We start from the raw sequence: 23,903 nt of genomic DNA, 5'->3' as shown, positions 1-23,903 counted from the left end.
CGTGACTGCCCTCGCTCCCACGCTTGGGTTAGGCTTGCCCGGCCTGAACCACGGACCGCCGAATGACGACGATCGCCGCTGACGCACCGCCCAGGGCCCGCCTGCCTAGGCAGGTGCCGTACATCATCGGCAACGAGGCCTGCGAGCGGTTCAGCTTCTACGGGATGCGCAACATCCTGGTGCAGTTCCTGATCAGCAGCGTGATCCTGGCCTACGTTCCCGAAGGCGAACGCGAAGGCGCCGCCAAGGACATCTTCCACAGTTTCGTCATCGGTGTTTATTTCTTCCCGCTGCTGGGCGGCTGGTTGTCCGACCGGTTTTTCGGCAAGTACAACACCGTGCTGTGGTTCTCGCTGGTCTACTGCGCCGGTCATGCCTGCCTGGCGCTGTTCGACGACAATCGCCAGGGCTTCTACACCGGGCTGTTCCTGATCGCGTTGGGTTCGGGCGGGATCAAGCCGCTGGTGGTGTCGTTCGTGGGTGACCAGTTCGACCAGTCGAACAAGTCCCTGGCGAAGATCGTGTTCGACTTCTTCTACTGGACGATCAACTTCGGCAGCTTTTTCGCCTCGCTGCTGATGCCACTGTTCCTGCGCAACTACGGGCCGGCGGTGGCGTTCGGCATTCCCGGCGTGCTGATGTTCATCGCCACGCTGATCTTTTGGCTCGGCCGCAAGCAGTACGTACGCGTGCCGCCGACCCGGGGCGAGGACCCGGATTCGTTCTACAACGTGGCCCGCACCGCCTTGACCTCTCAGGCGGCCGGGCAGGGCAGGCCTGGCCTGGCGGTCGCCATTGCCGGCGGGGTCCTCGCCGTGGCGATCCTGCTGTGCTGGGCGCTGCGACCGGCGTTCTGGCCGGAGGATTTCGGCTTCGTCATCAGTGCCTGCGTGGCGCTCGGGGTGCTGATCGCCTTCGGCGGCATCGGCGTGTCGATGCAGCTCGAGCGCGCGCGCGGCAGGCACGCGGACGCAGCCGTCGACAGCGTGCGCGCGGTGCTGCGGATCATCATCGTGTTCGCGCTGACCACGCCGTTCTGGTCGCTGTTCGATCAGAAGGCCTCCACCTGGGTGATCCAGGGCAAGGCGATGACCGTGCCGCACGACCAGTGGTGGTGGCCGAGCTTCCTGGTGAAGGAAGCCGGTCAGATGCAGGCGCTCAACCCGTTGCTGGTGATGCTGATCATCCCGTTCAACAACATCGTGCTGTATCCCGCGCTGCGGCGGATGGGCTGGGAACCGAGCGCGCTCAGGCGCATGGGCTGGGGCATCGCGTTCTCGGGCTTTGCCTGGATCGGCGCAGGCCTGATCCAGCTGAGCATCGACAGCGGTGCATCGACGTCGCTGGCCTGGCAGATGCTGCCCTACCTGCTGCTGACCTTCGGCGAGGTGCTGGTGTCGGCCACCGCGCTCGAGTTCGCCTACAGCCAGGCCACCCAGGGCATGAAGGGCATCATCATGGCGTTCTGGTACCTCGCCAGCACCTTCGGCAGCCTGTGGGTGCTGATGACCAACGCGGCGGTGCGCAACGACGGCGTTACCACATGGATCGCCGGTACCGGGTACAGCGAGAACGCGTTCCTGATGTTCTTCTTCGCCGCATTCGCCTTCGCCGCTGCGGCGGCGTTCGCACTGTACGCGCGCAATTACCGCATGCAGGACAACTACCGCCCCGTGGCGGCCTGACCGGCAAGGACTCCACCGATGCCCATCGCCACCTTCCTGCTGATCGGCGTCACCGTGCTGGTGTCGTGGCAGGCGTTCAACAACCGCGTGCTGCTCGACCGGCTGATCCTGTGGCCACCCGCGATCGACCGCAACAGGCAGTACGACCGCCTGGTGACACACGGCTTCATCCATGCCGACGGCCAGCACCTGCTGTTCAACATGATCACGCTGTTCTTCTTCGGACGCGCGATCGAGCCGGTGTTCGTGGAGAAGATCGGCCTGGTCGGCTTCATCGCCTTCTACCTGTCGGCGATCGTGATCGCGATCCTGCCGACCTACATGAATCACCGCCACGACAGCGGCTACCGCAGCCTGGGTGCGTCCGGCGCGGTTTCGGCGGTGCTGTTTAGCTACATCCTGTTCGCGCCTTGGTCGCTGATCTATGTGTTCTTCCTGCCCGTGCCGGCGGTGCTGTATGCGGTGGCCTATATCGGCTACTCGATCTGGATGGACCGGCATGGCACCGACAACGTCAACCATAGCGCCCACCTGTGGGGCGCCGCGTACGGCGTGATGTTCACCCTGCTGCTGGAGCCGGACGTGCTCGGACTCTTCATGCAGCGGCTGATGCAGCCGTCTTTCCGCTGAGTCGGTTGTTCGCCGGCGTGACTGGCGCGGCATCATTGTGGGGCCTGTAGATCGCATCGCCTCGAGCGCCCGCGATCACTTCGCGTGAATGGACGGCGTGGTAACTGGTCACGTGTCCCCGCAATCCGCCGCAGAGGAGCGAAGCATGGCAACACGCAAAAAACCCGCCGCTCGCAAGGCTGGCACGAAGCAGACCACGAAGAAGACCGCCCCCAAGACCGCCGCGAAGGCTGGCGCGACGAAACGCCGGGCCGTCGCGAAGAAAACCCCGGCAAAGGCCGCGAGTCGTACCGCGGACCGGAAGCCATCGGCGAAGAAGGTCGCAGTCAAGAAGCCTGCAGCCAAGAAGACGGCACAGAAGCCGGCAACCAGCAAGAGGCCGGCGATCAAGAAATCGGTGGCCAAGAAGTCAGTGGCCAAGAAGTCAGTGGCCAAGAAGTCAGTGGCCAAGAAGTCAGTGGCCAAGAAGTCAGTGGCCAAGAAGTCAGTGGCCAAGAAGTCAGTGGCCAAGAAACCGGCAGCCGGCAGAAAACCGCCGCTAAAGAAAGTACCTGCGAAGCAGGGCACCGGCAACGCTGCCCGCAAGCGGAAGATCACCCCCGAACAGGCGCTGGCCAACACCCGCGCGCTGCTCGAAGCCAAGCATGAGCACGACCGCCAGCCGCCGCCCTGGCAGGCGCTGGGTGCTGCTCCGGGACAGGCGCCGCAGCCTGGCTTCCAGTCGGACGAGGCCGCCCAGAAGGCGGGTGAACTGCATGCGGGCGAGAGCCGAATGCAGGCCATCCAGGGCAGCATCGGTACCCAGGGTCGCCACAACCAGGGCAAGCGCGACAGCCGTTGAGGCGGGCGCCAGACATCCCATGACTGGAATCGCTGACCGGATCCGCCACGACGCCGCTGCGCGACGCTTCAGCGTCGTGGTCGACGACGAGGAGGGCTACCTCCAATACAAGGCGGGCGAGGGCGCCATCGTCATCACCCACACGGCCGTACCTGAGGCGATCGGCGGGCGCGGCATTGCCGGCGCCCTGGTGCAGGCGGCGCTCGAGTACGCGCGCGCGGCCGGCCTGAAGGTGATCCCGCGCTGTTCCTACGCAGCACGCTACTTCGACACGCACCCCGAGTACGCCGACCTGCGGGAATAGCCGGTTCCGAATGCGGCGCGCTTGTGACAGCATGCGCGCCGCATGCGCCTGAACAAATACATCAGCGACACCGGATTCGCCTCGCGGCGCGAGGCGGACCGCCTCATCTCCGAGGGCCGGGTCACGGTCAACGGCCTGCGCGCGCGCATCGGCGCGGAGCTGGGCGAGGAAGACGACGTCCGGATCGACGGCAACCGCCTGCAGGCGCGCACCGCGGCCAAGGGTCGGCGCCGGCACGTGTACATCGCGCTCAACAAGCCGGTCGGCATCACCTGCACCACCGAAGCCGGGGTCAAGGACAACATCGTCGACTTCGTAGGCCACGCCGAGCGCATCTTCCCGATCGGCCGGCTGGACAAAGATTCCGAAGGCCTGATCCTGCTCACCAGCAACGGCGACATCGTCAACCGGATCCTGCGCGCCGAAAGCCGGCTGGAGAAGGAATATCTGGTGGTCGTGAACCATCCGGTCACGCCCGAGTTCCTGCGTGGCATGAGCCGCGGGGTGCCGGTGCACGGGCAGGTCACCCTGCCGTGCAAGACCGGCAAGCTGGGGAGCCAGGGCTTCCGGATCGTGCTGACCCAGGGTCTCAATCGCCAGATCCGGCTCATGGCCGCGCACTTCGGCTACCGGGTCAAGCAGCTGCTGCGGGTGCGGATCGGCGGCGTGAAGCTGGGCCACCTCAAACCCGGGCAGTGGCGAAACCTGACCGATGCGGAGCTGCGCGGCCTGGTTCCGGACCTGCAGGACTGGTAGCCCTGCCCGGGGTCATGCCGCCCATTCACATTCGCGCTCAAAAGTGATGTATCGTGCGCGCACTGTTTCAAGCCGGGATCACGGTACATCGTGGCTCCGATGCGGTAGATCCTGTGATCCGCTACATCGTTCGCGTTACCCCTTGCTCGACAGTCTCGGCCGCGACCGTGGCCGTGTTCCATCAAACTGTTTCAAGGAGTTACGCAAATGGCCGACGAACGCCAGAATGGCACCGTCAAGTGGTTCAACGACGCCAAGGGTTTTGGTTTCATCACCCCCGAAAGCGGTCCTGACCTGTTCGTGCACTTCCGCTCCATCCAGGGCACCGGCTTCAAGTCGCTGCAGGAAGGCCAGCGGGTCAGCTTCAAGGTAGTGCAGGGCCAGAAGGGCCTGCAGGCCGATGAGGTGCAGGCGGTCTGATCCGTCTGCAAGGCAAGACCATGGAAACCCGGCTCCGGCCGGGTTTTCTTTTGGAAGGAGTTACGTCTCGTGTGTTTCCAGGGCCGCTGCGGCGGCCTGGTAGCAGTTGCGACGGATACTTGATCGCGGCGCGGTTTTCTTTTGCCTGTGTGGATGACGGCATCACATCGTCCGCGCTAACGTTTCGCCCCAATACGTTGCGAACGATGGATCGACCGATGGCACGCGTCTTGGGGAATCGACTGCTCCTCCTTGCCCTGTGCGCCGTGCTGGCAGCAGCCTGCCGGCGCGAGGCACCGGCACCCGAACCCGCGGGTCCGGCCCCCGCAACCACCACGACGGCGCCGCCACCCGCGGTGCAGCTCAAGGATGTGTCCGAACGCGATCCGCGCTACATCGTCGGCATCAGCTACCCGCCCACGGTCAACAAATACCCGGGACTGGCGGCGGAACTGAAGAAATATTCCGATGCCGCGCGGACCGAGTTGCAGCAGGCCGTCGATGGCCTCGGGGCGGAGCCGCCGCCGGCACCTTACGACCTGTCGCTGAGCTTCACCCAGCTGGTGGAAACGCCGGGCGTGGTGGCGATCGCGGCCGATGGCAGCAGCTATACCGGTGGCGCGCACGGCAATCCGCTGATCGCGCGCTTCGTCTGGCTGCCACCCGAGCAGCGCCTGTTGACCGCGGCCGAGCTGATCCCCGACCCGAAGGCCTGGCAGGCGATTTCGGACTACGCCCGCGAACAGCTGCATACCAGCCTGTCCCAGCGTATCGACGCCGAGGACATGGACCCCGCCGAACGAGCCGATCTGCTCAAGAACGCCGGCCGCATGATCGAGGAAGGCACGCTGCCCGACGCCGCAAACTTCGCCCAGTTCGAGCCGGTGCTTGCCGCCGACGGCCGCATCCGCGCCCTGCGCTTCGTGTTTCCGCCCTACCAGGTCGGACCGTACGCCGACGGCACCCAGACCGTGGAGGTGCCGGCGAACGTGCTCTTGCCGAACGTCGCGCCCGCCTACCGCGGTCTGTTCGCCACCGGCTGAGCCGAGGCAGCCCGGATGCAAAACCGGCGGCTGCGGGTGGATAATCCCGCGCAGTCATGCGCACGCACGACCGCTATCGCCGGCGCCTGCAGGCCCTGCTCGGGCCGGCCGACGTGCGCCTGGACGGAGACCGCGACTGGGACATGCAGGTCCACCACCCCGGTTTCTACCCGCGGGTGCTGGCGCAGGGCTCGCTGGGTCTGGGTGAGGCCTACATGGACGGCTGGTGGGATGCCCGCTCGCTCGATGGGCTCCTGTTCCGTCTGCTCGACGCGCATGTGGACGAGCAGGTCCACAGCCTGGCCGATGCGTTCGACGCCATTCGCGCCTGGCTGACCAACCAGCAGGATCGTCGGCACAGCTTCGAGATCGGCGAGCGCCATTACGACCTCGGCAACGATCTTTACCGGGCCATGCTCGGGCGCCGCATGGTCTACAGCTGCGGCTACTGGCGCCGTGCGGAAGACCTGGACGCGGCGCAGGAGGCCAAGCTCGACCTGATCTGCCGCAAGCTCGGTCTGAAGCCGGGCATGCGCGTGCTCGATATCGGCTGCGGATGGGGCGAGGCGCTCAGGTTCGCGGCCGAGCGCTATGGGGTCAGCGGCGTGGGCATCACCGTGTCGAAGGAACAGGCCGCGCTCGCCCGCGAGCTTTGCGCCGGCCTGCCGGTGGAGATCCGGCTGCAGGATTACCGCGAACTGGACGAGCGTTTCGACCACGTTTTTTCGGTCGGCATGTTCGAGCACGTCGGGGTCAAGAACTACCGCGCCTATTTCGAGGTGGTGAAGCGCAGCCTGCGCGGCGATGGCCTGTTCCTGCTGCACAGCATCGGCAGCAACGTCTCGCGCCACCGGACCGACCCGTGGATAGGGCGCTACATCTTCCCCAATTCGATGCTCCCCTCCGCCGCGCAGATCGCCAGGGCGGTCGAAGGCCTGTTCGTGATCGAGGACTGGCACGGTTTCGGCACCGACTATGACCTCACACTGCAGGCGTGGCGCGCGAACGTGGAAGCGGCATGGGATGAACTGCCTGCGCGCTACGACGAGCGATTCCGCCGCATGTGGCGCTATTACCTGGCGGGCTCGATGGCCAGCTTCCGCGCGCGCCGTATCCAACTGTGGCAGGTGGTGCTCTCGCCACGCGGCGTGCCAGGCGGCTACCTGGCGCCGAGATAGTCCCTTTCCCCCGCCGCCGGGCGAAGAGCAGCTCTGGACCCGCATCGAGGAAGCCTGGGCCACCGCCTTGGCTTCCGCAGACGGGAATCCGCGCGGGTAAAGCTGGCGTTAGCTCCGACGGACGGCGCTCGTAGCCGGGCTGCGTCGCATGATCTGAGATCGGGTGCGCGCAACCTGCGTCGATGCAGGGTCAATTCCGTTTGGTGTTCCAGGACGCAGTTCACCCAGCCGCCGCCGCGGGCTGGGATAATTCCGCGATGCAGCGCACGCACTATCCGCCGCCGCTGGATGGATTCCACCCGGCGGTCGCTGCCTGGTTCGCGGAAACCTTTCCGAGGCCGACCCAGGCGCAGGCGCTCGCCTGGCCGGCGATCCGCTCCGGGCGCCACGTGCTGGTGTCCGCGCCGACCGGTTCGGGCAAAACCCTCACCGCGTTCCTGGCGGGCATCGATGGGCTGGTGCGCGATGGTCTGGCCGGACAGCTGCAGGACGCGGTGCGCATCGTCTATGTCTCGCCGCTCAAGGCGCTGTCGAACGACATCCACGTCAACCTGGAACTGCCGTTGCAGGGCATCCGCGAGCAGCTGTCGCGGATGGGCCTGCCGGATGTCGAGATCCGCACCGCGGTGCGCACCGGCGACACCCCGCAATCCGAACGCGCCGCGCTGCGCCGGCAACCGCCGCACATCCTGGTGACCACTCCCGAGTCGCTCTACGTCCTGCTGGGCTCCGAGTCCGGACGCGCCATGCTGGCACCCGCCCGCACCGTCATCGTTGACGAAATCCATGCCGTGGCCGACGACAAACGCGGCAGCCACCTGTCGCTGTCGCTGGAACGTCTGGAGGCGTTGTGTGGACGCCCGCTGACCCGGATCGGGGTTTCAGCGACGCAGAAGCCGATCGAGGAGGTGGCGCGGTTCCTGATCGGTGCAGGGAATCTGGTCGACAGGCGGCCTGAGCCGGATTGTGGGAGCGGCCTGGGCCGCGATTGCTCTTTTCTGGACCACGACGGCGAACGGCATTCACGGCCGAGGCCGCCCCCACAGGGATCGGTGCCCGGCTGTGAAATCGTCGACATCGGCTATACCCGGCAGCGCGACCTGGCCCTGGCATTGCCGTCGACCCCGCTGTCGGTGGTGATGAGCAACGAGCAGTGGGAAGAGGTCTACAGGCAGATCGCGGAACTCGCCGGCGCGCACCGCACGACCCTCGTCTTCGTCAACACCCGGCGCATGGCCGAACGCGCCGCGCGCCATCTCGGCGAACTGCTGGGCAAGGAGCATGTCGCGGCCCATCACGGCAGCCTCGCCAAGGAGCTGCGCCTGGATGCCGAGCAGCGCCTCAAGCGTGGCGAGCTGAAATTGCTGGTCGCCACGTCGTCGCTGGAGCTGGGCATCGACATCGGCGACATCGACCTGGTCTGCCAGCTCGGTTCGCCGCGCGCCATTGCCGCGTTCCTGCAGCGCGCCGGCCGCGCCGGGCATCACGTCGGAGGCATTCCGAAGGCGCGTCTGTTCCCAGCATCGCGCGACGACTTGGCCGAATGCGCGGCGCTGCTGGATTGCGTGCGGCGCGGCGAACTCGATGCGCTGCGCATCCTGACCGCGCCGCTGGACGTGCTCGCCCAGCAGATCGTGGCCGAGGTGTCCTCCCAGGAATGGGACGAAGACGCACTCTACGACTGGTTGCGGCGCGCATGGCCGTATCGCGACCTGTCGCGCACGGACTTCGACGCGGTGGTGCGCATGATCGCCGAAGGCTACGCGAGCCGTCGCGGCGTGCGTGCCGGCCTGGTGCACCGCGATGCGGTCAACCGCAAGCTGCGTGGCCGTCAGGGCGGGCGCATGACCGCGGTGATGTCGGGCGGCACCATCCCCGATACCGGCGACTACACGGTGGTGCTTGAACCCGAGGCGGTCACGATCGGCAACGTGAACGAGGATTTCGCCATCGAGAGCATGGCCGGCGACATCTTCCAGCTCGGCAATACCAGCTACCGGGTGTTGCGCATCGAGCCGGGCCGGGTGCGCGTGGAGGATGCCCAGGGTGCGCCGCCGACGATTCCGTTCTGGCTCGGAGAGGCGCCCGGGCGCACCGATGAACTCTCGTTCGGCGTGTCGCGGCTGCGTGAGGAAGTGACCCAACGCCTGGCCCGAAACCAGTTCCCCGCGGTGGCGTTGGAGGAAGGGGCACCGACAGGCGAGGGCGCTCCCTCCACCGATGCCGGGCCCGCGCTTGCCGAGTCGCCGCCGCCCGTGGCCCGCGACAGCGCAATGGCCTGGCTCACGGGCGCGCTGGGGCTCCCGTACGACGCTGCCCAGCAGCTGCACGATTACATCGCCGCGACCCAGGCCGCGCTGGGCGCGCTGCCTACCCACAAACGCATCGTGCTCGAGCGCTTCTTCGACGAGTCCGGCGGCACCCAGCTGGTCATCCATTCGCCATTCGGCAGCCGCGTCAACCGCGCCTGGGGCCTGGCGCTGCGCAAACGCTTCTGCCGCAAGTTCAATTTCGAGCTGCAGGCGGCGGCCACCGAAGACGCGATCGTACTGTCGCTCTCCACCAGCCACAGCTTTCCGCTGATCGAAGTCGCCAGCTATCTGCATTCGTCCTCGGCGCTGGACGTGCTGATCCAGGCGCTGCTGGACGCGCCGCTGTTCGGGGTGCGCTGGCGCTGGAACGCCACCACCGCGCTGGCGCTGCCACGCTTCCAGGGCGGCAAGAAGGTGCCCGCACAGCTGCAGCGGATGAAGTCCGAGGATCTGCTGGCCAGCGTGTTTCCCGACCAGGTCGCCTGCCTGGAGAACATCGTCGGGGAGCGCCAGATCCCCGACCACCCGCTGGTCGCGCAGACCATGAACGACTGTCTCTACGAAGCCATGGACGCCGCCGGCTGGCTGGAAGTCCTGCGCGGCATGGAGTCGGGGGAGATCGAAGTCATCGCGCGCGATCTCACCGCACCTTCGCCGCTGGCCATGGAGGCGATCAACGCCAAGCCCTACGCCTTCCTCGACGATGCGCCGCTGGAGGAGCGCCGCACCCAGGCGGTGCAGTCGCGTCGCTATACCGATCCGCAGGAAGCCAGCGACCTGGGTCGCCTGGATCCAGCCGCGATCGAGGCGGTGCGAGAACAGGCCTGGCCCACGCCGCGTAGCGTGGACGAAATGCACGAAGCGCTGCAGGCGCTGGGTTTTGTCACCGCGGTGGAAGCCGATGCCAACGCTTCGTGGAACGACTGGCTGATGGCGCTGGCCAGGGACCAGCGCGCCACCCGCGTCGGCGGCGAGGCGGGCGGCCTGTGGACCTGCGCCGAACGCCTGCCGCAGCTGCGCGCGGTGTTTCCGGATGCGCCGCTGTCGCCGCCGATCGAGCCACCACCGGGGTGGGACGCCAGCGGGCACACGCGCGAATCGTCGGTGACCGAACTCATCCGCGCGCGACTCGGGGGTCTGGGGCCGGCCACGGTCACTGCGCTTGCGCAGGCCCTGCCGGTGCCGCGCGCCGAGATCGACGTCGCGCTGCTGCAGCTGGAAGGCGAAGGCGTGGCGATGCAGGGCCGTTTCACCACCAACAATGCGGCGGCCGAGATCGAGTGGTGCGAACGTCACCTGCTCGCGCGCATCCATCGCTACACGCTGGCGAAGTTGCGGAAGGAGATCGAACCGGTCGAACCGCGCGAGTTCATGCGCTTCCTGTGCGACTGGCAGAAAGTGTCCAAAGGCACGCAGGTCAGCGGCCCGGAGGCGCTGGCGGGCGTACTCGCCCAGCTGGAAGGCTATGAAGCCCCGGCAGCAGCGTGGGAGGGCGAACTCCTCCCCGCACGCGTAAGCGATTACTCCATCGCCTGGCTCGACGATCAGTGCACGGCAGGCCGCACGCTCTGGACGCGCCTACGCGCCGCTTCCGTGGACGCCGAAGCCGCGCGTGCGCCAGCTTCGGTCCGCACCACGCCCATCGTCCTGCTGCCGCGCCGCCATGCGGGCCATTGGACATCGCTGACTTCCGGGAGCGATGCCGCGCCGCTGTCGTCGCGGGCGCAGCGCGTGCTCGATCACCTGGGCTCGCATGGCGCCTCGTTCTTCGACGACCTGGTCGACGGCGCCCGTCTGCTGCAGGCAGAACTGGAAGATGCACTGGCGGAACTGGTCGCCCGTGGACGCATCCACTGCGACAGCTTCGCCGGGCTGCGTGCGCTGTTGATCCCGGCGTCCAGGCGCACCAGCGGTCGACGTGGCCGTCGCGCCTCGCTGTTCGGGCTGCAGGACGCCGGGCGCTGGGCCGCCGTCCCGGTGGCGGCAGAACCTTCGCGCGTGGTGGCCACGGGCACCGCCGAACACGTCGCACGCACCCTGCTGCGCCGCTACGGCGTGGTCTGCTGGCGGTTGCTCGAGCGCGAGGCCGCCTGGCTGCCGCCGTGGCGCGAACTGGTGCGGGTCCTGCACCGGCTCGAGGCGCGCGGCGAGATACGCGGCGGGCGTTTCATCGCGGGGCTGTCCGGCGAACAGTTCGCACTGCCGGAAGCCATCGCCCTGATGCGCCAGGTGCGCAGGCGCGCGCGCGATGGCGCGTTCGTCCGCGTGTCGGCGGCCGACCCGCTCAACCTCGCCGGCACGCTGTTGCCAGGCGAGAAGGTGCCGCGCCTGCCCGGCGCCCGCCTGCTGCTGCGCGACGGGCTGGTGGCCGCCACCCTGGTCGCCGGCAATATCGAATTCGTGGACCAGGGCCTCACGCCCGACGAGCAGGCCGAGGCGCGGCGGCTGCTGCGGGGCGAGTCGTCGCATCGACTGCAAGCTTTCGGCGAAGGCGATTTCGATGCGGACATGCCGCTCACAGCTGCTGGCGCAGCTTTCTCGGATTGAGCTTGCAAGCACTTGCCGCATGACCCAGGCCGTAGCATGGCCTCGTAGATGCAACCGGGGATTCCCCGCCTTTTTGGCGAGCACGCGGGTACCGTTACGCCCCGTCGACGCGCTGGCCACGCGATGGCGTCGATACTCTGCACAGGGCTCAAGCCGAGCCGATTCTCACTATCGCAGGGAATCATCATTTCGTCCGGCGCGCACCTGGTCTTCTACGCGCCGAGTACGAGGAATCAGACGATGGCCAAGCGCAAGCCCGCGAACACGGAGTCGCGTGTCCGGACAACGGTGAAAGCACCGATGACCACAGGCAACAGTCTGGCCGCGCTGCGCTCCGCCGCGAAGGGTTGCCGCAACTGCGAGCTGTGGAAGGACGCGACCCAGACCGTGTTCGGCGAAGGTCCGGCCAGGGCGCGGGTGCTGGTAGTGGGGGAACAGCCGGGCAACGAGGAGGACCTGCAGGGGCGGCCGTTCGTCGGTTCCGCCGGCAAGCTGTTCGATAAGGCGATCGCCGAGCTCGGCCTGGATCGGTCTGCGATGTACGTTACCAACGCGGTCAAGCATTTCCGCTTCGAGATGCGCGGCAAGTTCCGCCTGCATCGCAGCCCCGCGTCGGCACATGTGCGCGCATGCCATGCCTGGCTGGAAGGCGAGCTGAGTCGGATCAAGCCCGATATCGTCGTTTGCCTGGGCGCGATCGCCGCCAAGGCTGTGTTCGGCTCGGGGTTCGGCCTGATGCGCGAGCGTGGGACATGGCAGGAACTGCCGGGAGGTGCGCGTGGCTTCGCGACCGTGCATCCGTCGTGGGTGTTGCGCCAACGCGATTCGGCTGGACGGGAGCAGGCCTACCGCGACTTCGTCGCCGACCTGGAACTGCTGGTCGAGTCGCGGAGCTGATCAGTGGCCATGGCGGGCGATGCTGTTGTCATCGCCATAGCCGGTGTGATCAGGTCCGGCTGGCGAACGCCCTGTTCATGCAGCGCTGGTAGCGCGTCTGCACCCGGGTGGCGAACCATTCGGTGGTCAGCTCGCGCGTGATCTTTGGGCTTTGCAGGGTGATCCGCGGGATCACCGCACGCGGCAACGCGCGACCGGCCCGCTGCTCGGCCAGCGCAAACACACGCCGATAGAGCTCGGTCCGTTCGAACTCCAGTCGATCGCCTGCGAGCAGTTGCCTGTGGATCGCCTCGTGGCTCATGTCGAGCTGCGGCGCCAGGGAGCGCACTGCAGCTTCGGTGGCACCGACCCGGCCGCCTTCGAGCACGATGTCGCCGTCCAGCGCTAGCGCCACGCCGCTGGCCTCGGTCACTGCGGCCTGGAACGCCGCGTTGCGGCTGGCATACCAGCCGGCGTTGAAGTCCGCGAAACGATGGATGTGGCGATCGTAACTGGTCGGATAACCGAGCAGATGGGCGATCCCAAAGTACAGGCCGCCACGGCGCGTGAACACCTCATGCCGGATCGAGTCACCGCCGGCGTAGGGATAGCCGTGTTCGCGCGCATGGCGCTGGGCGAAGTCGATGCTGACCTGCATCGGGCCGCCGGTGCGTACCGGGTTGCTGGCGCCCAGCAGGCGCCTGCCCAGCGGCAGCTTCGCGATCATCTCCTCGTACAGGCCGCTCAGCTCCCTCTCGGTGCGCACGCGCTCGAGGCGTTCGCCGAAGCTGCGTCCATCGGCAGATTTCAGTTTCAGCGCGGCGCTCACCACGAATCGCGGAACCTTCTTCTGTGCCGCCCGCCGGCCGATTTCCGCGCGCGCGATGCGCCCCAGTCCCGGAACCACGGGATCGGCACGATAGGTCGATTCCTGTTCCGTCACCGCCAGTGCCGCACACAGATTTTCGGTGCTCGGCGGAATATCGAGCAGCTGGAAAGCCGATTGGATGTCCGCGGCCCAGCCCTGGCGGTCGCTCACGCTTGCGGGAATCAGCTGCGCCAGCTGCGCGCGTACCTCGGCGGGTGCCCGTGGCGGCGCGCGTACCGGGCGCTGTGCCGAACACGCCGCGAACAGAGCGAGCATCAGAAGCAGGCCGCAGCGGCCGACTGTGCGGAGGCCATGCCTGGGATTTTCGTTGCTGAAGGGAACGGTCAATGCGTTACCAATCTGCGTGCGATCTGCCCGGGGAGATACTCCACCATCATCTGCAATCCCATTCCGCCTGCGCCCGATGCCGGCATCCTACCTTGGCACGAACCGCGCGCCAGACGAGGTTTTGACGTGGCGTCAGTGCCGGCCCGACCGTATCGAAGAACTATTCATCCGGCCTGCGCTAAGGTTCGAAAATTCCAGCAACGGGAGACTCGCGATGGCCACCGGTTGGGCCGGCGACGGCGCGGTACAGGACCAGATCGACGCGACCATCAAGGACGCGATCCAGCGTGCGCGCAGCCAGCTGCCCAGCGGACCCGGCCTGGAACGCTGCGAGCAATGCGACACCCTCATTCCCGAGGCGCGGCGCAAGGCGATCCCGGGCGTACGCCTGTGCGTGCCATGCCAGGAAGCGCACGATGCCGAGGAGGCGGGCTTCAGCGGTTACAACCGGCGCGGCAGCAAGGACAGCCAGCTCCGCTGAGGCGTTGCCGGATCGGCGCATGAATGCTTCAGGCGCCGCCGCCACGCCGGTTCCTGAATTCGTGCGGGCGCAACGCCTTCGTAACAGGCGCGCCCGCATATTTACGGCATGAACCACGCCCAGCTGTCCAGCGCTCTCAAGGCACTCGAGCGCGACCTGCCGACCCTGTGCGCAGGCGCGGATTTCCAGCCCAGGTTCGAGGCGCAGGTCGCCCGGCTTTCCGCACAGGCCGAGGATCCCGACGATGCGCTGTACGTGATCGAACGCGCGGACACGATGCTCGGGGATTTGGGCATCGACTGGGCGCGTGGCGGTGAGTTCAACCCGCGGCAGCCGCCTGCGTCGCCGGATCGATCCTCTTGATCTTCAGTATGGGTGGCCATGACCCTGCGCGGCGCGCGCACGGTCGCGCACGAGTTCGCCCGTCGCCGCCGGCACGATCTGCCCGATATCCGTATCGGTCCTAGGGTCAGCGCGTCGCCGGCCGACAACTGCATCCATGGCCGTGAAGACTCACGCGCGCCTGGCCGGAACCGCGTCGCGATAGCGGAACGTCAACCAGATGCCTACCGCGATCGCGTAACACAGGTTGGGGATGAAGGCGCGATCCAGGCTGGTGACATGCGTGGTGAGCGCGATGTAGTTGGTGTAAGCCGCCTGCGATGCGGTGAACGCCGCCACGATCAGCATCGTGCGTACCCAGACCGGATTGCCGATGCGCATCGCCAGGATCGTGGCTTCGGAAACCGCCACGCCGATCAGGAAGGGCATCAAACCGCCAATGAGAGCCAGGCTCAGCAGATTGTCCTGGACGCGCGCTCGCAGCATCAGGTCCGCGAAGGTGACGCCAAGCGGCCGGCTCAGCAGGAACAGCAACAAGCCCGAGCAGAATGACATCACACGAACGTATTGTTCGGCGCCGCTGGAGGCCATGATGACCTTGATCGCGATCCACAGCTGGCTGGAAATCGTCAGCAGGATCAGTACCTGCTCGAGTACGGTGAAGGCATCCCATCGCATGCGTACGGTCGCGTCCAGGCGGTTGCAGGCAGGATAACCGCAGCCGTCACGCCTGTCTGCCGACGACGCTTCCTGACCCGGTCCGGAACACCGGTCCATCCGCCGTCAACGAAACCAGCCGCGCGCGGTTGTTCCTGGGGCGCGTTGTGCGCCAAAGGAGAGCCGACATGACGAAATCCTGGTTGATGACTGCCATCCTGGCGGCGTTGGTCGCCACCGGAAGTACCGATGCAGTAGCGGCGCATCGTGACCGCGACAACAACCCGCCGGGCCCGCGTGGCGGTGCCGGCACCAACTGGGAGAATCCGCCCGGTTGGCGGGGCGGCCCCGGTGCATCGCCGGACTATCGCTATTGGCGCCACCAGGGACATCGCGTCCGCTTCGACCGCGTGTCCGCCGGGTACTACTACAGCCCCGCATACGGCTACTGGCACCCCGCGTACGGGTTCTGGAATCAGGTCGCGCGCTGCTGGCTGGATGCGGACGACAATCCGCCCGGGCCACGCGGTGGCCGGGGCACGAACTGGGAAAATCCGCCCGGCTGGCGTGGTGGCCCGGGGGCATCACCGGATCGCTTCGCGCGCTGCCGATGAGCCTTGGCTGCGATGGCGGGGCGCGGTACTGGTCACCGCGCCCCGCGTTGCCTCGTCAATCAGGCCCCGCGTTCGCCGGCTGCGGCCTTGCCGTCTTCGGACTCCCGGGTGACCGCGTTGGCCGCGGCCTCCGCCGGATCGGCGATGTTCGCGGGCGCCGCGGGTAGCGGATCGAACAGACCCGGAACAGCGACCTCGGTTTCTACATTTTCCATCGCGCCCGATGCGGCCGACGTCTGTTCGGGGGTCACGGTCTCGTCAGCGGAGGGGAGTACCGGATCCACCAAAACCACGTTGTCGCTGGGCGCAGGTTCGATCGGATCGACGGGCGAGGGCGCAACGTCGGTTTCGGCAGCCACCAGCGCATCGATTTGCTCGGAGGCATCGATCCCGGCAGGTTCGGTCTGCTCGTCCGCGGGAGGCCGGGACCCGATCTGCGGCGCGGCAGGGTACTGCGTGTCGGCGAGTTGAGGCGCAGTCAGGTCGGCGCCCGGTGCCTGCATCTGGTCGGTTTGGTCGGGTCGTCGCGAATGCTGCTCGCGCTCCGGCGCGACGACCTGCAACGCCGCTGTTTGCGTGTCGATCAGGCGCGTTGCCTGCGGGTCCTGTGCCCGTGGCGCATCGCCACCCACGATCTCGAGCGCGCCCTGCCTGGAATCGATCAGCCTCACCGGCGCGGGAACGTCCTCGAAATCGAACTCCGGCTGCGAGTCGCTGGCCGCCAACGTGTGACCGTCCGCAGCGTCGTCCTGCAGCGCCTCGATGGCGTCGGCGGCAGCGCCCGTGGCCATGGCCTCGCCTCCCTTGCGACGGCGACGGCCACCGCGGCGTCCGCGCCTGCGACGTCCGCTGCCTTCGGCGCCGGCCTGGCTTTCGTCATCGTGGGCATCGGTGCCCACGGTCGTGGACGCGACCTCGGACGCGTCGGCGGCCGCGGTCCGCACGTTGGCGGATGGGGCTTCCTGACGGACTGGGCTGGTGGTCGGGGTAGGGGCGGGCACGCTCACGGCAGCGCCGGGCTCTGCGGGCACCGACGCGATGTCCTTGCGCGCAGCATCTTCCGCCGCGCGCAGCTGGCCCGGTTCGACCGGTCTGGCTTCCTGGGTCTGCGGCTTGGCCTGCTTCTGTGGGCCTGCCTGCCTGGGTTGCTTCTGCTTTTGCGCCTTGTCCTGCTTGGGCTGCTGCGCCGGCTGCGGTTGCGGCTGCGCCGGTGCCTGTGCACGCCGCTCGTCGCGGCGTGATTGGTCGCGACCCGGGCGGCTGCCGCGCCCGTCGCGCTCGCGGCGCTGGCCATCGCGGCCTTCCCGCTTCTGGCGTGCGTTCTCGTCGCTCTGGCGGGTCGCCGGTGCGGCCGCGGCCGTAGCGGAAGTACCGCCGAACATCGACTTCAGCCAGCCAACGAGGCCACCGCTGGCAGGTGCCGCCGCGACCGGCGCTGGCGCGGGCGCCGACACGGCCACCGGTTCCGGACGCGGTTCGCGGATCGGAGCGGGCTGCGCCGGCTTGACGTTGCGCACCGCGGCCGGCGGCGGCACGTTGAGATTGGCCTTGGTCAGGGCGATGGTGCTCAGCTTGCGCGGGGTCCCGCGCTGATAGCTGGGCCTGGACGATTCCTCGCCCAGTTCGTTCTCACGCAGACGCGTGACCTCGTAGTGCGGAGTTTGCAGCTGCTCGTCGGCGACGATCACGATTGGAGCCTCGTGGCGCTGCTCGATCTCGGCCAATGCGCGGCGCTTCTCGTTGAGCAGGTAGTTGGCGATCTCCACCGGCGCCTGCACCAGCACCTGGCCGGTGTTGTCCTTCATCGCGTGCTCCTCGGCGACGCGGATGATCGACAGCGACAGCGATTCCACGCTGCGCATGCGGCCATGGCCTTCGCAGGTGGGGCAGACCAGCTGGCTGGATTCGCCCAGGCTCGGACGCAGGCGCTGGCGCGACATTTCCATCAGGCCGAAGCGGGAGATCCGGCCCAGCTGCACGCGGGCGCGGTCGTACTTGAGCGCGTTCTGCAGCTTGTTCTCGACGTCGCGCTGATGCTTGTTCGACGACATGTCGATGAAGTCGATCACCACCAGGCCGCCCAGGTCGCGCAGCCGCATCTGGCGCGCGACTTCCTCGGCCGCTTCCAGGTTGGTGTTGAACGCGGTTTCTTCGATGTCACCGCCCTTGGTGGCGCGCGCTGAGTTCACGTCGATCGCGGTCAGCGCCTCGGTCTGGTCGATCACCAGGGCGCCGCCGGAGGGCAGGCGCACCGTGCGCTCGTAGGCATTCTCGATCTGGGACTCGATCTGGAAGCGGTTGAACAGCGGGGTGTCGTCGGTGTAATGCTTGAGTTTGCGCAGGTTGTGCGGCATGACCTGCTGCACGAATTCCTTCGCTTCCTCGTACATCTCCGGCGTGTCCACCAGGATTTCGCCGATGTCGGCACGCATGTAATCGCGCAGGGCGCGGATGATCAGGCGCGACTCCTGGTAGATCAGGAACGGGGAGGGCTTGCTCAGCGCAGCCTCGGCCACCGCCCGCCAGATGCTGAGCAGATAGTCCAGGTCCCACTGCAGTTCTTCCGCGTCGCGGCCCACGCCGGCGGTGCGGATGATCACACCCATGTCGTCGGGAATGGTCAGCGCATCCATCGCCTTCTTCAGCTCGGCGCGATCGTCGCCCTCGATCCGGCGCGAGACGCCGCCGGCCGTGGGCGAGTTCGGCATCAGCACCATGTAGCGGCCGGCCAGCGAGATGAAGGTGGTCAGCGCGGCGCCCTTGTTGCCGCGCTCCTCCTTGTCGACCTGGACGACGACTTCCTGGCCTTCGCGCAGCAGTTCCTTGAGCGAACCCTTGTTGGGGTCGACGCCGGACTGGAAGTAATCGCGGGAAATTTCCTTCAGCGGCAGGAAGCCGTGGCGCTCGGCGCCGTACTCGACGAAGGCGGCTTCCAGCGAAGGCTCGAGCCGGGTGATGCGGCCCTTGTAGATGTTGGACTTCTTCTGTTCCTTGGACGGCTGCTCGATATCGATGTCGTAGAGCGTCTGGCCGTCGACGATCGCCACGCGCAGTTCTTCTGCCTGCGTGGCATTGATCAGCATGCGTTTCATTGTTGCGTTCCTCGCGCGCTTCAGCACGCGGAACGCCGAGGCGTTTCGTCTGGACCTGCAACCGGCGGCCGGCCGCGCAAGGCGCAGCGGCAGCCCGATGTTTCCAGCGCTGCAACACCACGGCATGCCGCGGGAGCGCTTCATTCTTCTGGTGTGTTACTGGGCCGGCGGCGCTTTTGGCCGGTCACTGGGCGGGTTGGGTCGCCCGTCAGGACCAGGCCGCGGCATCGCGCGGGACATGTTCTTGCGCAGGCATCCTGCATTCCATCCGGAAGCAGAGCCTGGCGATGGCCGGGTTTGCCGATCAGCCGCTAACATGTCCGCCCCTGGGGCGGTGGCCGCGCACTGCATCGGAATTCGCGGGAGCGGGGTTTTCGGCCCATGCCGGCGGACAGCAACGCTGTCGAACGGCGACAACTCCCTAGCGAAATCAAACCTTTATCTCGCGGGCTGAGTGTAACAGACCAAGGCCCACGATGACCCGTTCAGATTCCAAGACCACGGACAGGCCCGCCGGTGCCGGCGTGCGCCTGGTGCGCGTGCCGGAGGACCGCGCCGGGCAGCGTCTCGACAACTTCCTCCTGGGCGAGCTCAAGGGAGCGCCCAGGTCATTGATTTACAAGGTGGTGCGCAGCGGCCAGGTCCGGGTCAACGGCGGCCGGGCCAAGGCCGAGCGCCGGCTCGAGACTGGGGACGAGATCCGGATTCCCCCGGTTCGTCTCAGCGAGGCCGGCGACAAGGGTCGGCCGGCGCCGGGGCTGCTGGAGGCGATGGCGGCCAGCATCGTGTTCGAAGACGCGCGCCTGCTGGCGATCAGCAAGCCCTCAGGAGTGGCCAGCCACGGCGGCAGCGGCATCGGCTTCGGGGTGATCGAGACCCTGCGGGCATTGCGCCCGGACGAAACACTGGAGCTGGTGCACCGACTCGACCGGGACACATCGGGCCTGATGGTGGTGGCGAAGAAGCGCTCGGCGCTGCTCGAATTGCAGGCCCTGATGCGGGAAGACCCTGCCGATGGGAAGCCGGGCATCAGCAAGCGCTATCTCGCGCTGCTGGTCGGCCGGATGCCGGACGGGGTGATGTCGGTGGACGCGCCGCTGCACGTCGGGCTGCGCCAGGGTGGCGAGCGGCACGTGCAGGTCGTATCGGATAGAAGCGGCGCAGGCGGCAAACCGTCGCTCAGCCACTTTCGGGTCCTGGAGCGGCGCGGTGGGCACAGCTATTGCGAAGTGCGGATCGAGACCGGCCGCACCCACCAGATCCGCGTGCATGCCCAGCACATCGGCCATCCGGTGGCGGGCGACGACAAATACGGCGAGCCGGAGGTCAACCGGCGGCTGCGGGAGCAGGCGGGCCTGCGGCGACTGTTCCTGCATGCCGCGTCGTTGGAGTTCGCTCTCGACGCGGGCAGGACGCCTTACGTGCTCAATGCGCCGCTGGCACCGGAACTGATGGATGTGCTGGATCGGCTGGCCTGACGGCGTTGCGGGTTGCACGCCAGAGGGGCGCCGGATCGTTGGCCTCGCGCACGCGACACGAGTGGCGCCGCGCGCATCTTGCCGGTTGGGGTAATCGGAATCAGGAGGCCAGCGCGTCGGCCTTCGCCGCACAAATGAAGTCGTTCTCGCTCAATCCGCCCACGTCGTGGGTCGAATAACGCACCACGACGCGGTCGTAATGCACGCCGAGGTCGGGATGGTGGTCTTCGCGGTTGGCCATGTGCGCCAGCGCGTTGACGAAGGACATGGTCCGGTAATAGTCCTTGAACGCGAAGGTCCTGGACAGCGCATGGCCGTTCTCGGCGATTTCCCAGCCGGGCAATTCAGGCATGAGTTCGCGGATCCGGGCTTCGCCCAGCCGGTGCTCGCTGCCCTTGCGGGGAATGCAATGGGCCTGGGCCAGGGGGATAAGATCGGTCATCACGGGCTCCTCCCGCTGGAGCATGAACGCCGGATGGCGGCTGGAACGCCCTGCGTGCAGCCATGGGCGGACGGATGAGTCAGGCCGATAGAATACGCCCATGATCCAGATTACCGAATCCGCGCAGACCCACTTCCGCAAGCTGATCGAGCGCGAGGAGATCGCCGGTCTTGGCGTCAAGCTGGCCGCAGTGAACCCGGGCACCGCGCATGCCGACGTGCGTCTTGAATTCGCAGAAAGCGCCGACCTGCAGGGCGATGAATGGGCGATCGACTGCGAAGGCTTCACCCTCTGGCTCGACGCCGCAAGCGCACCGTTCCTCGATGGCGCGCTGATCGATTACGAACACAAGACGACCGGCGGCCAGCTGCAGATACGCGCGCCGAAGATCAAGGGCGAAGTGCCTTCGGAATCGGCCTCGCTGGTGGAGCGCGTGCGCTGGGTGGTGGAGCACGAGATCAATCCGCAGCTGGCGCAGCACCGCGGCAACGTGGCCGTGCAGGAAGTCACCGCCGAAGGCGTGGTGGTCCTGCGTTTCGGCGGCGGCTGCCATGGCTGTGGCATGGCTGATGTCACCCTGAAACAGGGCATCGAAAAAACCCTGATGGAGAAGGTGGAGGGCGTGACCGCGGTTCGCGACGCGACCGATCACGACAGCGGCGCCGCGCCGTACATCGCGCGGGACCACGCCGCTTGAGCGCACCGCCGCAAGATGCGCACCGCGCGTCCTGACGGCTGAAGGCGGCGCGGCATGTATTCGTCCCACGAACTGATCGAGGCGCTGCTCGCGCGGGGCCGCAAACGCCTGTGGTTCCGCAACCAGGCCGAAGAAACTCCGCCGGGCGAGTTCCCACCCGGCTGGAAAGCATGGTTCGCGTCCATGCGCGAACGCGCCGGCGCGGTCACCGGCGCAACCGCCGAGGCCATCGTCGCGATTTTCCTGCGGCGCGAGCTGGCGATGCCGGCCCCGCGCAGTGCCGACCTCAACCGCTGGCAGGCGTTCGGCGCGCTCTGGCGTCAGCAGTGGCATGCATCGGAGCCGGAAACCGCGCGCGATCGCATCGTCGCCGTGGTCGTCACCTTGCTGGTGCATCTGGTGCTGGCGATCCTGCTGTTGTGGATCGCCTATGTGCGTTTCATGGGCATGCCCCCGCCGCCCGGCGAGGATGTCGTGCAGGTGGAATACATTGGCGAAGGCACACCCGAGGAAACCGGAGGCGGCGCGCCTGCGGCCGAAACGATCATCGAACTGCCCGAGGCCGCGGCAGCCGCACGCCCGGATGCTGCCTCCGAACCGGCGCCGGCCGCTCCGGCGGCACCGCCCACGGAACCAACTCCACAGCCGCCGTCCGAAGCGCAGGCGCAGCAGCCGCTCGTGGTGACCGAGACGCCCGTACCCGATTCCGATTTCGTCGTACCGCCCACCACGCCGCCCGAGCTGCAGGTGACCACGCCGCAACTCGAACGCCCCACCTTGCAGGCGATCGAGCGCGAGGTGCAGGTTGTCGAGACGCCAACCCCGCCTGCGATCAGGCCACAGGTCGCCGAAAGACCCGTGGAGGTGCCACAGGTACAGCCGGCCCAGGTGGAGGTACGTACGCGCGATGTGCCGTTGCTGCCCCGCCCGCAAGCCATCCCCCAGGTGGCCGAACAGACGCAGCCGGCCCCACGCATCGACGCGCCGGCGCAGCAGGTCCGCGCACGGGACATCCCCCTGGCGTCTTCCAGCGGCCAGCAACGCACGCCCCAGCCGGCCACCGGCACCGCACCTGCGGCGACCCCGTCGCCGTCCGGGACTTCGCCCTCGTCCAGCGCATCCACACCGAGCGGTCGGCCCGCCGCGAGCAGCGGCAATCGGCCCGCGGCAGCCACGGCCGGACGCGGGGCCAGCCCGATCGCACCGCCGGGTGCCTGGCCCACGCCGCAGCGTGGGGACGACTGGGGCGAATCCGATCGCAATCGGCCTGGTGGCAACGCCGGGACGCAGTCGGGCCTGTTCAATGCCGACGGCAGCCCGAAGCTGCCACCGGGTACTGCGGCGCCCGGCGGCGGCTTCCCCCCGGGTAGCGACAACTGGACGCGGGACCAGCTCGATCGCTACGGCACCTGGTCCAAGCGTCCACCGATCGGCTACGAGCCGACCCGCTTCGACCAGTACTGGATTCCCAGCGGCACGCTGCTGGAAGAGTGGGTGCGGCGCGGCATCAAGAGCATGGCGATCCCGATCCCGGGAACCTCGAAGAAGATCAACTGCACCATCTCCCTGCTGCAGCTGGGCGGGGGATGCGGGATCAGCGACCCGAACCTGCAGGATCAGGAAGCCATCGCCCGACCGCCGCCGGACATCCCGTTCAAGCCCGAACTCCAGGAAGACCAGGACGCGCTCAAGCAGCCGTAACCTGGCGCTATCCCCGGCGGCCGGTGTTCCTGGCGCCCGCTCACCGGAATCCACGTCGGCGTGCTTCGAGCGGCGATCCGCCATGGAAAAGGGGCCTCGCGGCCCCTTTTTCTTCTACCCGACGCGACGATCCGCTCTCAGTTCGTGCCGTGCAGGTCGCGCAGCTGGCTCGGACGCGAGCCGAAATAGGCGGCCAGGTCGGCGATCTGCTGGTCGCTCAGGTCCTTGGCCTGCTGCGACATCAGCGCGTGCTCGCGGTCGCCATCGCGGTACATCTGCAGCGAGTGCGCGATGTAGTCGTGGTACTGGCCGCCCAGCTTGGGATAGGTCGCGTCGATCGGCGCGTTGCCGTCCTTGCCATGGCAGTCGATGCAGGACTGGCCGGTGGCCTTGCCCCTGGTGTTGGCCTGTTTTTCGCCCGCGTCGATGTGTCCGGGGGGCAAGCCTGCGGACGACGAGGTGTGTCCCTCCGCACGGTCGGCGGCGGAATGCTCGGCGGGCGTATCGCCCGACGAACACGCGGCCAGGGCGAGCGCAAGCAGGGAGGCGGTGAGGAGGATGCGGGTCCGGGTCATGGTCGTGGTCATGGCA

Annotated in this window: 21 protein-coding genes; 16 read left to right on the top strand and 5 right to left on the bottom strand. The window is 67.5% G+C overall.

The genetic code is table 11. The features are described 5' to 3' along the window. Positions 1-62 precede the first annotated feature (62 nt). The 10 genes from MC375_RS13680 to MC375_RS13635 all read left to right on the top strand — a co-directional run bounded on the left by MC375_RS13680 (position 63) and on the right by MC375_RS13635 (position 12,613). On the top strand, positions 63-1,685 hold the full coding sequence (locus MC375_RS13680; protein WP_242103952.1) for an oligopeptide:H+ symporter: 1,623 nt from the start codon (positions 63-65) through the stop codon (positions 1,683-1,685). A gap of 18 nt (positions 1,686-1,703) precedes the next feature. After that, complete coding sequence (locus tag MC375_RS13675) at positions 1,704-2,315, top strand: rhomboid family intramembrane serine protease (protein ID WP_242103951.1); 612 nt, start codon at positions 1,704-1,706, stop codon at positions 2,313-2,315. An 88-nt stretch (positions 2,316-2,403) separates the two neighbouring features. Continuing rightward, positions 2,404-3,156 carry a histone H1-like repetitive region-containing protein gene (locus MC375_RS13670; protein ID WP_242103950.1) on the top strand — a complete coding sequence of 251 codons (753 nt, stop codon included), beginning with the start codon at positions 2,404-2,406 and terminating at the stop codon, positions 3,154-3,156. A gap of 19 nt (positions 3,157-3,175) precedes the next feature. Next, complete coding sequence (locus MC375_RS13665) at positions 3,176-3,460, top strand: GNAT family N-acetyltransferase (protein WP_242103949.1); 285 nt, start codon at positions 3,176-3,178, stop codon at positions 3,458-3,460. Between the two features lie 42 nt (positions 3,461-3,502). Continuing rightward, complete coding sequence (locus MC375_RS13660; RefSeq protein WP_242103948.1) at positions 3,503-4,216, top strand: pseudouridine synthase; 714 nt, start codon at positions 3,503-3,505, stop codon at positions 4,214-4,216. A 207-nt stretch (positions 4,217-4,423) separates the two neighbouring features. After that, a complete protein-coding gene (locus tag MC375_RS13655; protein ID WP_242103947.1) occupies positions 4,424-4,636 on the top strand; it encodes a cold-shock protein in 213 nt (70 codons plus the stop codon). Between the two features lie 218 nt (positions 4,637-4,854). Next, positions 4,855-5,679: a DUF3298 and DUF4163 domain-containing protein gene (locus tag MC375_RS13650; RefSeq protein ID WP_242103946.1), complete on the top strand. Its 825-nt coding sequence runs from the start codon at positions 4,855-4,857 to the stop codon at positions 5,677-5,679. Positions 5,680-5,735: 56 nt separating this feature from the next. Then, complete coding sequence (gene cfa / locus MC375_RS13645; RefSeq protein ID WP_242103945.1) at positions 5,736-6,857, top strand: cyclopropane fatty acyl phospholipid synthase; 1,122 nt, start codon at positions 5,736-5,738, stop codon at positions 6,855-6,857. A gap of 257 nt (positions 6,858-7,114) precedes the next feature. Beyond that, positions 7,115-11,716 carry a DEAD/DEAH box helicase gene (locus MC375_RS13640; RefSeq protein ID WP_242103944.1) on the top strand — a complete coding sequence of 1,534 codons (4,602 nt, stop codon included), beginning with the start codon at positions 7,115-7,117 and terminating at the stop codon, positions 11,714-11,716. 48 nt (positions 11,717-11,764) lie between these two features. After that, on the top strand, positions 11,765-12,613 hold the full coding sequence (locus MC375_RS13635) for a UdgX family uracil-DNA binding protein (RefSeq protein ID WP_345779289.1): 849 nt from the start codon (positions 11,765-11,767) through the stop codon (positions 12,611-12,613). A gap of 49 nt (positions 12,614-12,662) precedes the next feature. Here the strand turns inward: MC375_RS13635 and MC375_RS13630 are convergent, their stop codons facing one another. Continuing rightward, positions 12,663-13,736, bottom strand: a complete 1,074-nt coding sequence (locus MC375_RS13630) for a DUF1615 domain-containing protein (RefSeq protein ID WP_242103942.1) — start codon at positions 13,734-13,736, stop codon at positions 12,663-12,665. Positions 13,737-14,022: 286 nt separating this feature from the next. Between MC375_RS13630 and MC375_RS13625 the strand changes: the two genes are divergently transcribed. Further along, positions 14,023-14,289, top strand: a complete 267-nt coding sequence (locus MC375_RS13625; RefSeq protein ID WP_242103941.1) for a DksA/TraR family C4-type zinc finger protein — start codon at positions 14,023-14,025, stop codon at positions 14,287-14,289. Positions 14,290-14,397: 108 nt separating this feature from the next. Then, positions 14,398-14,652 carry a hypothetical protein gene (locus tag MC375_RS13620; RefSeq protein WP_242103940.1) on the top strand — a complete coding sequence of 85 codons (255 nt, stop codon included), beginning with the start codon at positions 14,398-14,400 and terminating at the stop codon, positions 14,650-14,652. 150 nt (positions 14,653-14,802) lie between these two features. Here the strand turns inward: MC375_RS13620 and MC375_RS13615 are convergent, their stop codons facing one another. Then, complete coding sequence (locus MC375_RS13615; RefSeq protein WP_242103939.1) at positions 14,803-15,309, bottom strand: hypothetical protein; 507 nt, start codon at positions 15,307-15,309, stop codon at positions 14,803-14,805. A 167-nt stretch (positions 15,310-15,476) separates the two neighbouring features. Between MC375_RS13615 and MC375_RS13610 the strand changes: the two genes are divergently transcribed. After that, the gene (locus MC375_RS13610; RefSeq protein ID WP_242103938.1) at positions 15,477-15,902 is read left to right on the top strand and encodes a hypothetical protein; all 426 of its coding nucleotides are present in this window, start codon (positions 15,477-15,479) and stop codon (positions 15,900-15,902) included. A 59-nt stretch (positions 15,903-15,961) separates the two neighbouring features. On the opposite strand, the gene MC375_RS13605 is transcribed toward MC375_RS13610, so the two are convergent. Continuing rightward, positions 15,962-18,994, bottom strand: a complete 3,033-nt coding sequence (locus tag MC375_RS13605; protein ID WP_242103937.1) for an Rne/Rng family ribonuclease — start codon at positions 18,992-18,994, stop codon at positions 15,962-15,964. A 476-nt stretch (positions 18,995-19,470) separates the two neighbouring features. Between MC375_RS13605 and MC375_RS13600 the strand changes: the two genes are divergently transcribed. After that, positions 19,471-20,472, top strand: coding sequence for an RluA family pseudouridine synthase (locus MC375_RS13600; RefSeq protein ID WP_242103936.1), 1,002 nt, complete (start codon positions 19,471-19,473; stop codon positions 20,470-20,472). A 100-nt stretch (positions 20,473-20,572) separates the two neighbouring features. Here MC375_RS13600 and MC375_RS13595 read toward each other — a convergent pair whose 3' ends face one another. Then, entirely contained in the window at positions 20,573-20,914 is a 342-nt protein-coding gene (locus tag MC375_RS13595) for a 4a-hydroxytetrahydrobiopterin dehydratase (RefSeq protein ID WP_242103935.1), read from the bottom strand. A gap of 100 nt (positions 20,915-21,014) precedes the next feature. Between MC375_RS13595 and MC375_RS13590 the strand changes: the two genes are divergently transcribed. Then, positions 21,015-21,611 carry an NfuA family Fe-S biogenesis protein gene (locus MC375_RS13590; protein ID WP_242103934.1) on the top strand — a complete coding sequence of 199 codons (597 nt, stop codon included), beginning with the start codon at positions 21,015-21,017 and terminating at the stop codon, positions 21,609-21,611. Between the two features lie 54 nt (positions 21,612-21,665). Continuing rightward, on the top strand, positions 21,666-23,312 hold the full coding sequence (locus MC375_RS13585) for a transmembrane repetitive protein (protein ID WP_242103933.1): 1,647 nt from the start codon (positions 21,666-21,668) through the stop codon (positions 23,310-23,312). A gap of 137 nt (positions 23,313-23,449) precedes the next feature. Here the strand turns inward: MC375_RS13585 and MC375_RS13580 are convergent, their stop codons facing one another. Further along, a complete protein-coding gene (locus tag MC375_RS13580; RefSeq protein ID WP_242103932.1) occupies positions 23,450-23,899 on the bottom strand; it encodes a cytochrome c in 450 nt (149 codons plus the stop codon). Positions 23,900-23,903: the final 4 nt, after the last annotated feature.

Source organism: Lysobacter sp. M2-1 (assembly GCF_022662495.1).
GTDB lineage: Bacteria > Pseudomonadota > Gammaproteobacteria > Xanthomonadales > Xanthomonadaceae > JAKPBU01.
This window is presented reverse-complemented; position numbering and strand designations above follow the sequence as displayed.